The organism is Marinobacter goseongensis, assembly GCF_023156235.1.
GTDB classification, from domain to species: Bacteria; Pseudomonadota; Gammaproteobacteria; order Pseudomonadales; family Oleiphilaceae; genus Marinobacter; species Marinobacter goseongensis.
In genome coordinates this window covers 24,315-36,785 of the sequence record NZ_JAKZAI010000016.1, presented here as the reverse complement: position 1 = coordinate 36,785, position 12,471 = coordinate 24,315, and the positions used below count along the sequence as shown (strand labels likewise).

The 12,471-nt window shown below is 59.8% G+C and carries 12 protein-coding genes; 3 read left to right on the top strand and 9 right to left on the bottom strand.

Annotated features, from left to right (window positions below; translation table 11 throughout):
- Positions 1-16: 16 nt before the first annotated feature.
- Complete coding sequence (locus tag MLC70_RS14415) at positions 17-316, bottom strand: hypothetical protein (RefSeq protein WP_248184941.1); 300 nt, start codon at positions 314-316, stop codon at positions 17-19.
- A gap of 383 nt (positions 317-699) precedes the next feature.
- Here MLC70_RS14415 and MLC70_RS14410 point away from each other — a divergent pair, with 383 nt between their 5' ends.
- Positions 700-2,685, top strand: a complete 1,986-nt coding sequence (locus MLC70_RS14410; RefSeq protein WP_248184939.1) for an SDR family oxidoreductase — start codon at positions 700-702, stop codon at positions 2,683-2,685.
- Between the two features lie 54 nt (positions 2,686-2,739).
- On the opposite strand, the gene rnt is transcribed toward MLC70_RS14410, so the two are convergent.
- Positions 2,740-3,399 (bottom strand): ribonuclease T, encoded by a 660-nt coding sequence (gene rnt / locus MLC70_RS14405; protein ID WP_248184937.1) that lies wholly within the window; start codon positions 3,397-3,399, stop codon positions 2,740-2,742.
- A 41-nt stretch (positions 3,400-3,440) separates the two neighbouring features.
- Positions 3,441-4,478, bottom strand: a complete 1,038-nt coding sequence (gene pyrC / locus MLC70_RS14400) for a dihydroorotase (RefSeq protein WP_248184936.1) — start codon at positions 4,476-4,478, stop codon at positions 3,441-3,443.
- A gap of 214 nt (positions 4,479-4,692) precedes the next feature.
- Between pyrC and MLC70_RS14395 the strand changes: the two genes are divergently transcribed.
- Complete coding sequence (locus MLC70_RS14395) at positions 4,693-5,556, top strand: flagellar protein MotY (protein WP_248184989.1); 864 nt, start codon at positions 4,693-4,695, stop codon at positions 5,554-5,556.
- Here MLC70_RS14395 and MLC70_RS14390 read toward each other — a convergent pair.
- Complete coding sequence (locus tag MLC70_RS14390) at positions 5,553-6,479, bottom strand: histone deacetylase family protein (RefSeq protein ID WP_248184935.1); 927 nt, start codon at positions 6,477-6,479, stop codon at positions 5,553-5,555. The two genes, MLC70_RS14395 and MLC70_RS14390, sit on opposite strands and share 4 nt — an antisense overlap.
- Before the next feature lie 188 nt (positions 6,480-6,667).
- Between MLC70_RS14390 and MLC70_RS14385 the strand changes: the two genes are divergently transcribed.
- Positions 6,668-9,412, top strand: a complete 2,745-nt coding sequence (locus MLC70_RS14385; RefSeq protein WP_248184934.1) for a bifunctional acetate--CoA ligase family protein/GNAT family N-acetyltransferase — start codon at positions 6,668-6,670, stop codon at positions 9,410-9,412.
- A gap of 38 nt (positions 9,413-9,450) precedes the next feature.
- Here the strand turns inward: MLC70_RS14385 and rdgC are convergent, their stop codons facing one another.
- From rdgC to MLC70_RS14360, 5 genes are all read right to left on the bottom strand, one after another.
- A complete protein-coding gene (rdgC, locus tag MLC70_RS14380; protein ID WP_248184932.1) occupies positions 9,451-10,380 on the bottom strand; it encodes a recombination-associated protein RdgC in 930 nt (309 codons plus the stop codon).
- A 91-nt stretch (positions 10,381-10,471) separates the two neighbouring features.
- On the bottom strand, positions 10,472-10,672 hold the full coding sequence (locus tag MLC70_RS14375; protein WP_248184930.1) for a DUF2788 domain-containing protein: 201 nt from the start codon (positions 10,670-10,672) through the stop codon (positions 10,472-10,474).
- Positions 10,673-10,697: 25 nt separating this feature from the next.
- A complete protein-coding gene (gene yaaA, locus MLC70_RS14370; protein ID WP_248184929.1) occupies positions 10,698-11,468 on the bottom strand; it encodes a peroxide stress protein YaaA in 771 nt (256 codons plus the stop codon).
- 12 nt (positions 11,469-11,480) lie between these two features.
- Positions 11,481-11,714 carry a glutaredoxin family protein gene (locus MLC70_RS14365; RefSeq protein ID WP_248184927.1) on the bottom strand — a complete coding sequence of 78 codons (234 nt, stop codon included), beginning with the start codon at positions 11,712-11,714 and terminating at the stop codon, positions 11,481-11,483.
- Positions 11,714-12,463 carry a YciK family oxidoreductase gene (locus MLC70_RS14360; protein ID WP_248184924.1) on the bottom strand — a complete coding sequence of 250 codons (750 nt, stop codon included), beginning with the start codon at positions 12,461-12,463 and terminating at the stop codon, positions 11,714-11,716. Before MLC70_RS14360 ends, MLC70_RS14365 begins: the two co-directional genes overlap by 1 nt.
- Positions 12,464-12,471: the final 8 nt, after the last annotated feature.

The following is a 12,471-nucleotide window of genomic DNA, read 5'->3' as shown; positions in this document are numbered from 1 at the left end:
GGTTTCGGTGAATCGCTCAGTGGATCATGGCGTTGCGGGTGCTTTTCGGTTGCTGGTCCAGAGTTTTACGAGCAAGGGAGGCCGCCGTATCAGCATCCAGCTGTCCGCTGGCAATCTTCTCCAGCACGGTGCCCATCACCGCCACTGATTGGCGGTAATCCGCAAACTCAGCCTGGAACGCATCATCAATGGCCTGATAGACCGCCTGAATCTTGTCTTCCCGGGAACCGGAATCCGCCGCGGTATCGTTGATGGCTTTCAGGCAGGCGCGGGCGATGGCGATGTAGCGTTCAGCGTTGGCGTCGTTTTGTTTCATATAAGACTGTCCGGAATGAGAGGGTAGTGATGTGTCAGATGTATGGGCGGATTATGTCATTGCTATGGGGTGGTTTCATTTCTTTCTGGTAATGAAGTGTTTTTCCGGGCAGGTGCTGAACCTTGTGCTAGGCTCAAAATCAGTGTGTCGACAGAGTCGAGGGGTTCGGGCTTTTCAGTGCGTGCTTCCGGGGCAATCCTAGAGTAAAGGCTCTAATTAAAACAAAGGCTTACAGAGTAAAAGCTCTAAAAAAGTTCGATACATGAAGGTTGCAATTAAGTACAATGCCGGCGTTACCGAATGAGTCTACGACTTTAGTCGCAGGGGCTCGGTCGGGCGTTAGGGACAGACAACAATTGAGCAACAAGCAGGGTGGACAATCAATGAATTACTTTCTGACGGGTGGCACCGGATTTATCGGCCGTTTTCTCGTAGAGAAACTTCTGGCGCGTGGCGGTACCGTTCATGTACTGGTTCGTGAACAATCTCTCGGCAAACTGGATGTTCTCCGCGAACGTTGGGGCGCAACCGAGCAGCAGGTCAAGGCGGTTATCGGCGATCTGACCAGCCCCAATCTGGGTATCGACGCCAAGAACCTCGATGCGCTGAAAGGCAACATTGATCATTTCTTCCACCTTGCTGCCGTGTATGACATGGGCGCCGATGAAGCCGCCCAGCAGGCGACCAACATTGAGGGCACGCGCAGTGCGGTCAATGCGGCAAAGGCCATGCAGGCCGGCTGTTTCCATCATGTGTCTTCGATTGCGGCCGCGGGCATGTTCAAGGGCACGTTCCGCGAAGACATGTTCGAGGAAGCGGAAAAGCTGGATCATCCGTACCTGCTGACCAAGCACGAATCCGAAAAGGTGGTGCGTGAGAGCTGCAAGGTACCGTTCCGTATCTACCGCCCCGGCATGGTGATTGGCCACTCTGAAACCGGTGAGATGGACAAGGTTGACGGCCCTTACTACTTCTTCAAGATGATCCAGAAGATCCGCAGCATGCTGCCCCAGTGGGTGCCCACCATCGGTATCGAAGGCGGCCGCCTGAACGTGGTGCCGGTGGATTTCGTGGTGAATGCCATGGATCACATTGCGCACCTCGAAGGCGAGGACGGCAACTGCTTCCATCTGGTGGATTCCGATCCTTACAAAGTGGGTGAGATCCTCAATATTTTCAGCGAAGCCGGCCACGCCCCCAAGATGGGTATGCGCATTGATTCCCGCATGTTCGGGTTTGTGCCACCGTTCATTCGCCAGAGTCTGAAAAACCTGCCACCGGTGAAGCGACTCACCGCTGCGGTACTGGACGATATGGGCATTCCTCCGTCGGTGCTGTCGTTCATCAATTACCCCACACGATTTGATGCCCGGGAAACCGAGCGTGTGCTGAAAGGCACCGGCATCGGCGTGCCTCGCCTGCCGGATTACTCGGCGGTGATCTGGGATTTCTGGGAGCGTAACCTGGATCCCGATCTGTTCAAGGACCGTACCCTTCGCGGTACCGTCGAAGGCAAGGTGTGTGTCGTGACCGGTGCCACCTCGGGTATCGGCCTGGCCACCGCTCACAAGCTGGCCGAGGCCGGTGCCATTCTGGTGATCGGCGCCCGCACCAAGGAAACCCTCGACGAAGTGGCCGCCGATCTGGAGGCGCGTGGTGGCAACATTCACGCCTACCAGTGTGACTTCGCCGATATGGAAGACTGCGACCGCTTCGTGAAAACCGTGCTCGACAACCACGGTCATGTGGATGTGCTGGTGAACAACGCCGGTCGCTCCATCCGCCGTTCGCTGGCGTTGTCGTTTGACCGGTTCCACGATTTCGAGCGCACCATGCAGCTGAACTACTTCGGCTCTGTGCGCCTGATCATGGGCTTTGCTCCGGCCATGCTGGAGCGCCGTCGTGGCCACGTGGTGAACATTTCCTCCATCGGCGTACTGACCAACGCACCGCGCTTCTCGGCGTATGTGGCGTCCAAGTCTGCGCTGGATGCGTTCAGCCGCTGTGCCGCGGCTGAGTGGTCGGATCGCAACGTGACTTTCACCACCATCAATATGCCGTTGGTGAAAACACCGATGATCGCGCCCACCAAGATCTACGATTCAGTACCCACGCTGACGCCGGAGGAAGCGGCAGACATGGTGGCAGACGCCATTGTGTACCGTCCCAAGCGCGTTGCGACGCGGCTGGGTATCTTCGCCCAGGTGCTGCATGCCGTGGCGCCGAAGATGGGTGAGATCGTGATGAACACCGGTTACCGGATGTTCCCGGATTCCCCGTCTGCTGCGGGCAGCAAGTCGGGCGAGAAGCCGAAGGTGTCTTCCGAGCAGGTGGCCTTCGCGGCCATCATGCGGGGCATTTACTGGTAACGGTCTGGCTCACGCCTGTAAAAAACGCCTCCCTCGGGAGGCGTTTTTTTTGGTTCAGGCGTCGTCCGGTTCGCAGATCAGGGGCGGCGGAAACCCTCCGAGCTCTTTCCAGCGGTTCACGATGCCGCAGAACAGGTCGGCGGTTTTTTCGGCGTCGTAGGCAGCGGAATGAGCTTCCTTGTTGCTGAACGGAATGCCGGCCAGTTTGCAGGCCTGTGCCAGTACCGTGTGGCCGTATGCGAGACCGGCCAGAGTGGCGGTGTCGAAGGTCGAGAACGGGTGAAACGGATTGCGTTTGATGTCCGAACGCAGGGCCGCTGCGAACACGAAATTGTGATCGAAGGTGGCATTGTGGCCCACCAGTACCGCTCGTTTGCAGTCGTGGGCTTTGACCGCCTTGCGGATCGGGCTGAAGATCTCGCTCAGGCCTTCCCGCTCGGGCACCGCCTCACGCTCGGCACTCCAGGGGTCGATGCCGGTGAAGTCGAGTGCAGACTGCTCCAGGTTGGCGCCTTCAAAAGGATCGATCTGTTGCAGGTGGGTTTCGCCACGCACCAGCCAGCCGTCGTCGTCCATGGTCAGCAGCACGGCGGCCACTTCCAGCAGGGCATCCGTTTCCGGGTTGAACCCGCCGGTTTCCACATCCACAACCACCGGCAGAAAGCCGCGGAATCGGCGGGCCATGGGATGCAGTTCTCTGTTTTCGTCAGTCACTCAAACTCCTAGGTGTCAGGCCGTGATTCGGATTGTCTGATTCAGGCGGATGCCAGTTTCCAGTTGATGGTTTCGCCCGCGCGCAGCGGGACAATCGAACCGTCGGAAAGCGGCAGTTCCGCCGGCATGGTCCATGGCTCTCTGGTCAGGGTAATGGTGTCAGAGTGGCGGGGCAGGCCGTAAAAGTCCGCGCCGTGGAAACTGGCGAAGGCCTCCAGTTTGTCCAGCACTCCCAGTTCCTCGAAAATGTCGGCGTAATGGCTGATGGCACCGAAGGCCGAGTAGCACCCGGCGCAGCCGCAGGCAGCCTCTTTTTTGTCACGGGCGTGGGGGGCGGAATCGGTACCCAGGAAAAACCGTTTGTCGCCGCTGATCACTGCATCCTGCAGGGCGCGCTGATGAAGGTTGCGCTTCAGGATCGGCAGGCAGTACAGGTGAGGGCGGATGCCGCCTACCAGCATGTGGTTGCGATTATACATCAGGTGCTGGGGTGTCAGGGTCGCGGCCAGGTTGTCGCCGGTGTGGCTGCGCACGAACTCGACGGAATCTGCGGTGGTGATGTGCTCCAGCACGACTTTCAATGCTGGGAAGGCCTCCAGCGTGGGCGCCAGCACCCGCTCAAGAAAGACTCTCTCGCGATCGAAGATATCAATGTGTGCATCGGTCACTTCCCCATGCACCAGCAGCAACAGGCCGCAGTCGGCCATGGCCTCGAGTACCGGGTAAATATTGCGGATGTCGGTCACGCCTGAGGCGGAGTTGGTGGTGGCGCCCGCTGGGTACAGCTTGGCAGCAACAACCCCGGCAGCTTTGGCCTCGCGAATGTCCTCTGCGGTGGTGGACTCGGTCAGGTACAGGGTCATCAGTGGCTCGAACGGCAGGTTGCCGGCGGCCGTCACGATCCGCTGCCGGTAAGCCAGTGCAGCGTCCGCGGTGGTCACCGGCGGCACCAGATTCGGCATGATGATGGCACGGCCAAAACACCGGGCGGTGGCGGGCACCACGTCGTTGAGCACGGCGCCGTCGCGAACGTGCAGGTGCCAGTCGTCAGGGCGGGTGATGGTCAGGGTGTCAGTCATTCGGTGTTTTTCCGCGCAGTCCGGGGCCGGGCATGCGCCGGCCAAAAATTTGGCGGAATTATACCAGATGCGCTGGGTGTTTGTTTCTTCCGAATACCTAAAGAAAGGTTTCCCGCTGCCGTTAAACGGTCAGTGACCCAGATACTGACGGATTGATGTTATGGCCAAACAATCAGCCTTGTTTCCCCGCGCGGCTGCGCTGACCGGCGCACTGATGGCGGGTGCCAGTGGTTTGGCGCAGTCTTCCAGCTTTGGTGCCGGCATCGAAAACAGCCAGTGGTATGTCTCCGAATCGGTCTTCGAATGCGCTCTGGTGCATGAGGTGCCGGGCTACGGTCGCGCCATTTTTCGCCACAAGGCCGGTGAGCAGTTATCGTTCATTCTCGAGTCTGATACCGCATTGATGCGGCCGGGCCGTGGCAGTTTGGCGGTCGAGGCGCCGCCCTGGCGGCCCGGAGCGGCACCGCGCAAGGTGGGCACCATTGATGTGGGTGAGGGCCGCCGCCCGGTGGCGCTGGGCGCCCGACAGGCTATGGTCATCGCTCAGGGGTTGCTGGACGGCATGATGCCCACGGTGACCCGGCAATCCTGGTATGACAGCCGTCCGGTACGGGTCAGGGTGTCGAACATCAATTTTGCCAGCGAGTTCGGCCGTTATCGTCAGTGCACCGCGGGTCTGTTGCCGGTGAATTACGACCAGATCAAGCGTTCCAGGGTTCCGTTCCGGGCAGGCAGCACCAGCCTGTCGGACGGTGACCGGACCCTGCTGGACAACATCGTGACCTACGTGCGGGCGGATTCCACCATTGAGCGTATTTTCGTGGATGGTCATACCGACGGTTCCGGCAGCCGCATTGACAACCGGGCGTTGTCAGAAAAGCGCGCTAACGCGGTGGCGGATTACCTGATTGAGCAGGGGGTGCCGCAGGATCTGATCACGGTTCGGGCCCATGCGGATCAGTACCCGGTGTCTAACCGCGCGGCGGACAACCGACGCACAACCATTCGTCTGCAGCGCGAGGGCGAGCGCCCGGAACTGCAGCAGGCCAACGGTTATGAGTCCGGCTTTGCCGGCTAGTGCACCGCGCTCAGCACTTCCAGATGCGCATTGACACTTTCCGCCAGTGCACGCAAATGGTAACCGCCTTCCAGGGTTGAAATGATGCGGTCATTGGCGTGGTCGCTGGCCACGCTGACAATCATTTCCGTCAGCCAGCGATAGTCGTCCACTTCCAGATTCAGCTCCGCCATCGGGTCCAGCCGGTGGCCGTCAAAGCCGGCCGAGATCAGCACCAGTTGCGGCCGGAAATCCTGCAGTTTTTTCAGCCAGCCCGCTTCCACCGCCTTGCGATAGGCCAGTGCCGAGCAGTCGGATTCAATCGGGATGTTGACGATGTTCTCCGGCTGGCGATGCACATGGGAGTGGGGGTAGAAGGGGTGTTGGAAACTGGAGCACATGAGAATGCGCTCGTCGCCCCCGACAATATCGGCGGTACCGTTACCCTGGTGCACGTCGAAATCGATGATCGCGACCCGCTCCAGATGATGGAAGGTAAGGGCCCGCATCGCCGCCAGGGCAATGTTGTTGTAAAAGCAGAATCCCATGGATTTGCTGCGCTCGGCGTGGTGTCCCGGCGGGCGGGCGCACACAAACGCATTGGTCACCTGGCTGCTCAGTACCATGTCGACCGCCTCAATATTGCCGCCGGCGGCCAGGCGGGCCGCGCGCAGGGTGTCGGGCATCATGGCGGTGTCCGGGTCGGTGAACACGCGGCCGCGGGTCGGTTGAATCAGCTCAAGCTGGTGCAGGTATTTCTCGGGGTGAACGGTCAGCAGCTGATCCCGGGTGATTTCGTCCGGGCGAACCCAATCCAGCACATCCCCAACGCCGGTGTCGGCAAGGTGACTGATGATGGCTGCAATGCGCTCCGGTGACTCGGGGTGTTCCGGACCCATGGTGTGTTTCAGACAGTCATCATGAGAGAAAAAGGCTGTGGTCATACGAATCCTGACAACGTTCGTTTTGCGTGCTTGGGTTCTGCTTGTATTTTCATCAATGTTATCAGGGATAGTACGTTGTTGCCGTGTTTCTTTGGTCTTAGGCCGGTGCTCGGCATTTTACATCAGAGGCCAAGCGCCTAAGATAAGGGTAGCCTCGTCAACGACTGGAATCAGCAAGGAGCGTGCGTTTGAGCACCCGGTATCTGGAAAGTCTTTTCAATCCTTCATCTATCGTGGTGACCGGTGCGTCGGAGCGCGCAGACAACCTCGGCGGCATGGTGCTGCGTAACCTGCTGGGAGGCGGTTATCCGGGCCAGTTGCTGGTGGTGAACCAGAACGATTACGACAACGTGCACGGTGTACCTTGCGTGCGCAAAGTGTCGAAAATGGAGTTCAGCCCGGATCTGGCCATTATTTGTACGCCGCCGGATACGGTGCCAAAGATGGTGCGTCGGCTGGGTGAGGCCGGGGTGCGCACGGCGATTGTGATGACCGGCGGCATGTCCCGGACCCACAGCAAGACTGGCCAGCCGCTGATGTATTCGGTGCGGGACGCGGCCCGGGAAACCGGTATCCGGGTACTCGGGCCCAACACCATCGGCCTGATGGTGCCCGCCCGGAGTCTCAACGCCACCTATGCCCATATGGGGGCGATTCCGGGCAAGGTCGCGTTCGTGGGGCAGTCCGGCACCATTGCCAGCTCGGTGATTGACTGGGCCTTCGCCCGGGGGGTGGGGTTCTCCTACTTCCTGACCCTGGGCGATGGCATGGACATTGATCACGACGATCTGATCGATTACCTGGCCCAGGACAGCCAGACCCGCGCCATTCTGCTGCACATCGAGAACATTCCCAACCCGCGCCGGTTCATGTCGGCCGTTCGGGTTGCCTCCCGCACCAAGCCGGTGATCGCTGTGAAAAGCGGCCGTGTTCCGGAATCGGAATGGTTTCCCCATCAGTTGCCGGCAGGCCTGAAGCGCAGCGATCCCATCTACGATGCGATGCTGCAGCGCGCCGGTGTGTTGCGGGTCGACGGCCTCGGGCAGATGTTCGACGCCCTGGAAACCCTCACTCGCATGCGCCCGCTGCGCCGCGAAACCCTGGCGATCATGGCCAATGGCGTCGGTCCCGGGGTGCTGGCGGTGGATAGGCTGGCAGACTTGGGGGGTGAGCTGGCACCGCTGTCGGACCAGACCATCGAGGCACTGGCGGAACACCTGCCGCCGTACTGGACCCGCAAGAACCCCATCGACCTGAACTACGATGCTTCACCGGCGCTTTACGCGGAGGCGATCAAGGTTCTGGCGCGTGATCCGGAAGTGGCCAACGTGCTGGTGATGTACGCGCCCAGCCTGACCGAAGACAGCCTGCAGATTGCCGATGCGGTGGTACAGGCAGCCAAAGGTACGCGGTTGAATGTGTTCACCTGCTGGCTGGGGCAGAGCACGGTGATGGACGCCCGTGAAGAGTTCTACCGTGCCGGCCTGCCGTCATTCTTCAATCCGGAGAAGGCGGTCATGGCGTTCATGCAGCACGTTCGTCACCAGCGGGTTCAGCGCCTGCTGACTGAGACGCCGGAGTCCTTTACCGATCATTTCGAAGACCGCACACAGACACGCCGGGTGGTAATGGCGGCCATGCGGGCCGGGCGCATGCACCTGTCCAGCCGCGAGGCCAGGGACGTGATCCGTGATTACGGCATCAACACCATCGAGACCATCTATTGCGATGACGTGGAAGAGGTGCTCGAGGCGTTTGCCGTGGAGCGGCGCCCGGTGGACATCACGGTGATTCACCAACAGGCGTGTTACCCGTTCCAGGAGCTGAGCACCGGTCAGCGGCGGTTCAAGGGCACCATGCAGAAGCTCAACAGTGAGGCGGCCATCATCGATTGCTGCCGGGTTCTGATGGAAGAGTATCAATACCATTTCCCGGGCAGCGGGTTCCTGGGGTTCGCCGTTCAGCGAGCTTATCAACATGTCGGGGGTATCGAGTTCAGTGTGGGTATCACCCGTGATCCGGTGTTCGGCCCCCTCGTCGTCTGTGGCGCTGCGGGCGCGCAGATCAATGTGATGACAGACCGGCAGATTGCCCTGCCGCCGCTGAACATGGTGCTGGCGCGGGAGTTGCTGCGCCGGACTTACATGTACAAACTGCTGGAAGAAAACAGCCTGAGGCCCGATGAAGATATTCGCGCCGTCTCGGAAACCCTGGTCACGTTATCCCAGATCGTAATCGACATTCCCGAGATACGCGGGCTGGAAATATCGCCGCTGTTGTTCAACGAGAGTGGCGCTGTGGCGGTCAATGTGGCAATCGATCTTGCGGACAAGCCCGGCCGGCCGATCATACAGCCGTATCCGAAGGAACTGGAAGAGTGGATCGTGCTGCCCAAATCCGGTCGCCGGGTGGTGTTGCGCCCGGTACTGGCCGAAGACGAGCCCGCCCATCGGGCGTTCCACGAACTGCAATCGCCGGAGTCCATCCGCTACCGCTTTTTTCAATACCGCAAACACTTCTCCCGCGAGGACGTGGCGCAGATGGTGCAAATCGATTATGACCGGGAGATGGTGTTCATTGCCAACGCCCCGCGGGAAGACGGCGAGGGCGAGGAAACCCTGGGCACGGTACGGGTCTGGACGGACGCCGATAACCTGCAGTGCGAATTTGCCGTGATGGTGCATGACAAGATGAAAGGTGAGGGCCTGGGAGTGGCGTTGATGCAGAAGATGATTGATTACTGCCGCGCCCGTGGCACCGTGGAAATGGTGGGCAATGTACTACCGGACAACCGGCCCATGCTGCATCTCGCAGATCACCTGGGGTTCGAGGTCCAGTACAACGCGGAAGAGGAAGTGATGGATCTGCGGCTGGTGCTTAACGAGCCTGAAAAAGACTGGCAGCGGGAGCGCCTTCGCCGGCAGTCCCACTGACCAGGGTAACGCGGAGCCGTCACGGCATTGGGCCGTGCTCAGCTCTCTTCGATGATCGCCGAGCGGTCTTCTCCGCCCAGGGCCTCGAGCAGGCCGGGAATCAGACGCGCCAGTTCCAGGGTCATCAGCGCGAACGCAGCATCGAAACGGGCGGCCGCGTCGTCGGCGTCCACGTCGTCCAGCTTTTCCTGCAGGGTATCGCCGAACTTCAGGCGTTTGATGCCCAGTTCCTCATCCAGCACAAAGGACAGGTTGTCTTCCCAAGTGAGGGACAGCTTGGTGACCTGCATCCCGGCGTCCAGATGGTTACGAATCTCGTCGGCTTTCAGGTCCAGCCCTTTGCAGCGCACCACGCCACCGTCCTCTGACGGGTCTTTCAGTTCACACTCGGTGCCCAGCTCGATGGTGCCCGGCAGATCAATGCTTTCATTGAGCCAGCCGGTAAAGGTAAACGCGGGGGCCTGCTCTACCGCAGGGGGGCGAACCGGCAGCGAGCCGAGGCTTTTACGCAGGAACGAGGCCAGATCTTCGGCCTGTTTCGAGGAACCCGCGTCTACCACCAGCAGTCCATCCTGGGGCGCCAGATAAGCAAAGCTGCGACGGTTTTTGGAAAAAGCCTGGGGCAGCATTTCCAGCATGACCTGTTCTTTGATTTCATCCTTCTCTTTGCGCCGTACCTTGCGGCTCTGCTCGATCTCGATGGCTTCGGCGCGCTCTTCCACGATCTCTTTGACCACAGAGCCTGGCAGGATCTTGTCTTCCTTGCGCAGGGCGATCAGGTGGTATCCGTTGGTGCTGTGCACCAGCATGTCGCTGTGTTTGCCAAGCGGCGGTACCCAGCCTTGCCGGGTGGTTTCCTGGGGACCGCAGGGTTTGAATGCGTCGCCTTGCAGTTTTTCTTCCAGGGCTTCAGCGGAAATATCGAAGGGCTTGGTAAAACGGAACACACGGGCATTACGAAACCACATCAGGGTCGGTCCTTGTCAGAGTTTCAGAAATCGGGGAGAGGATGATACGGCCACGGGTCCGTGGCCGTAAAGTGGTGGCGGCAGCGTCACGTCAGATCTGCAGGATCTCCACCATCACAGTTTTGACGATAAATCCAACCACGCCAGCGCCCAGCACGGTGAACAGGGCAAGGGTGCCGAACCGACCGGCCTGGGATTTCTTGGCCAGATCCCAGACGATAATGCCCATCCAGACAATCAGGCCGGTCAGAAGCACCAGCATGGCAATCTGGGAAAATACAGCTTCGTTCATTCAGGACTCCACAACGTGATCGGTGTTACTGCTCGTCCCGCAGGAAGAGCCAGTTGTTCTGGTCGGATTGCTCCGGGCTGAAATAGTAGCCTTCGAGATTGAATCCCTTGAGGTCGTCTGCCTGGGTGATGCCGTTTTCAATGGCGTAACGGCACATCAGGCCTCGGGCTTTTTTGGCGTAGAAACTGATCATCTTGTACTGGCCGTTCTTCCAGTCTTTGAACTGGGGTGTGACCAGGCGGCCATTGAGTTCTTTCTTGCGCACGCTCTTGAAATACTCATTGGACGCCAGATTCACCAGCACACCGTCGTCCGCTTCCAGCAGGCGATTCAGTTCCCGGGTAATGCGATCGCCCCAGAAGGCATACAGGTCTTTGCCGCGGGTGTTCTCGAAGCGGGTGCCCATTTCCAGCCGGTAGGGCTGCATCAGGTCGAGAGGCTTGAGTACTCCGTACAGGCCGGACAGCATGCGCAAGTGCTTCTGGGCAAACTCGAACTCCTTGTCACTGAAACGCTCTGCGTCGAGACCGGTGTACACATCACCCTTGAAGGCCAGAATGGCCTGGCGCGCGTTGTCCGGGGTGAACGGCGTTTTCCACTGCTGGAAACGCTCGGCGTTGAGCTGCCCGAGTTTGTCGCTGATGCTCATCAGATTGCTGACCTGATGGGGCTCGAGGGTCTTGAGCTGATCCACCAGTTCACAGGCGTCGTCCAGAAAATCGGGCTGGCTGTGCTGCTCGGTGGCCAGCGAGCTTTCGTAATCCAGGGTTTTCGCCGGGGATATAACCATCAACATGTCAGGGTGTCCTCATTGCAAGAAGGTGAGTAACTGATCCCGGTCAAACGGCCAGTCCAGCTCGGCTCCGGTATCGTTGCGGCGCAACACCGGGATGCGGGTGCCGTAGCGTTCCACCAGTGCTTCCGATTGGGCAATGTCCACCACATCCACCGGAACGGGCGCGGGCATAGGAGTGTTTACGAGCAGGGCTTCTGCCAGTTCACACAGGTGGCACTGTGAGGTGGTGTAAAACAGCAGTTCCATTATTTCGGCTGGGCGTCCAGTTGTTGGCCGGTCACATCCGCGCTGTCTTTGCCCATCAGGTACAGGTAGCTGGGCATCAGATCTTCCGGTGCCGGGTTCTGTTGAGGGTTCTCGGCCGGGTAGGCATGGGCACGCATATTGGTGCGGGTAGCACCGGGGTTCAGGCTGTTGACCCGAACATTGTGACGCTCGTCGTCCAGCTCTTCGGCCAGCAGCTGGCTGAGGCCTTCCAGCGCGAACTTCGACACCGCGTAGGCGCCCCAGTAGGGCTTGGCTTTGCGGCCCACCCCGGAGGAGGTAAAAATCACCGAGGCGTCAGCGGATTTGCGCAGCAGCGGAATCATCGCCCGGGTCAGCAGGAACGGTGCGGTGGCGTTGACGTGCATTACCTTGTTCCAGGTTTCGGGATCGTACAGCTCGACCGGGCTGCGGCTGCCGAGAATTGCGGCGTTATGCAGCAGGCCATCCAGCTGCCCGAAGTTGTCCTCGATGGTCATGGCGAGCTCTTCGTATTCTTTGACCGCGGCGCCCTCGAGATTCATCGGAACGATGGCGGGCTTGGGGTGGCCGGCTGCCTCAATTTCATCGTACAGGGATTCCAGCTTGGATACGGTCCGGCCCAGCAGGATCACTGTGGCGCCGTGGGCCGCAAAGGACCTGGCTGCTGCGCGCCCGATGCCGCTGCCCGCGCCTGTCACCATAATAATGCGATCTTTCAATAAATCAGCCGGTGCCTGGTAATCTTGCATAACCTGTC

Coding starts and splice junctions, on each gene's coding strand:
- MLC70_RS14415 (WP_248184941.1), bottom strand. CDS start 316: ATGAAACAAAACGACGCCAACGCTGAACGCTACATCGCCATCGCCCGC.
- MLC70_RS14410 (WP_248184939.1), top strand. CDS start 700: ATGAATTACTTTCTGACGGGTGGCACCGGATTTATCGGCCGTTTTCTC.
- pyrC (WP_248184936.1), bottom strand. CDS start 4,478: ATGACTGACACCCTGACCATCACCCGCCCTGACGACTGGCACCTGCAC.
- MLC70_RS14395 (WP_248184989.1), top strand. CDS start 4,693: ATGGCGGGTGCCAGTGGTTTGGCGCAGTCTTCCAGCTTTGGTGCCGGC.
- MLC70_RS14390 (WP_248184935.1), bottom strand. CDS start 6,479: ATGACCACAGCCTTTTTCTCTCATGATGACTGTCTGAAACACACCATG.
- rdgC (WP_248184932.1), bottom strand. CDS start 10,380: ATGTGGTTTCGTAATGCCCGTGTGTTCCGTTTTACCAAGCCCTTCGAT.
- MLC70_RS14375 (WP_248184930.1), bottom strand. CDS start 10,672: ATGAACGAAGCTGTATTTTCCCAGATTGCCATGCTGGTGCTTCTGACC.
- yaaA (WP_248184929.1), bottom strand. CDS start 11,468: ATGTTGATGGTTATATCCCCGGCGAAAACCCTGGATTACGAAAGCTCG.
- MLC70_RS14365 (WP_248184927.1), bottom strand. CDS start 11,714: ATGGAACTGCTGTTTTACACCACCTCACAGTGCCACCTGTGTGAACTG.
- MLC70_RS14360 (WP_248184924.1), bottom strand. CDS start 12,463: ATGCAAGATTACCAGGCACCGGCTGATTTATTGAAAGATCGCATTATT.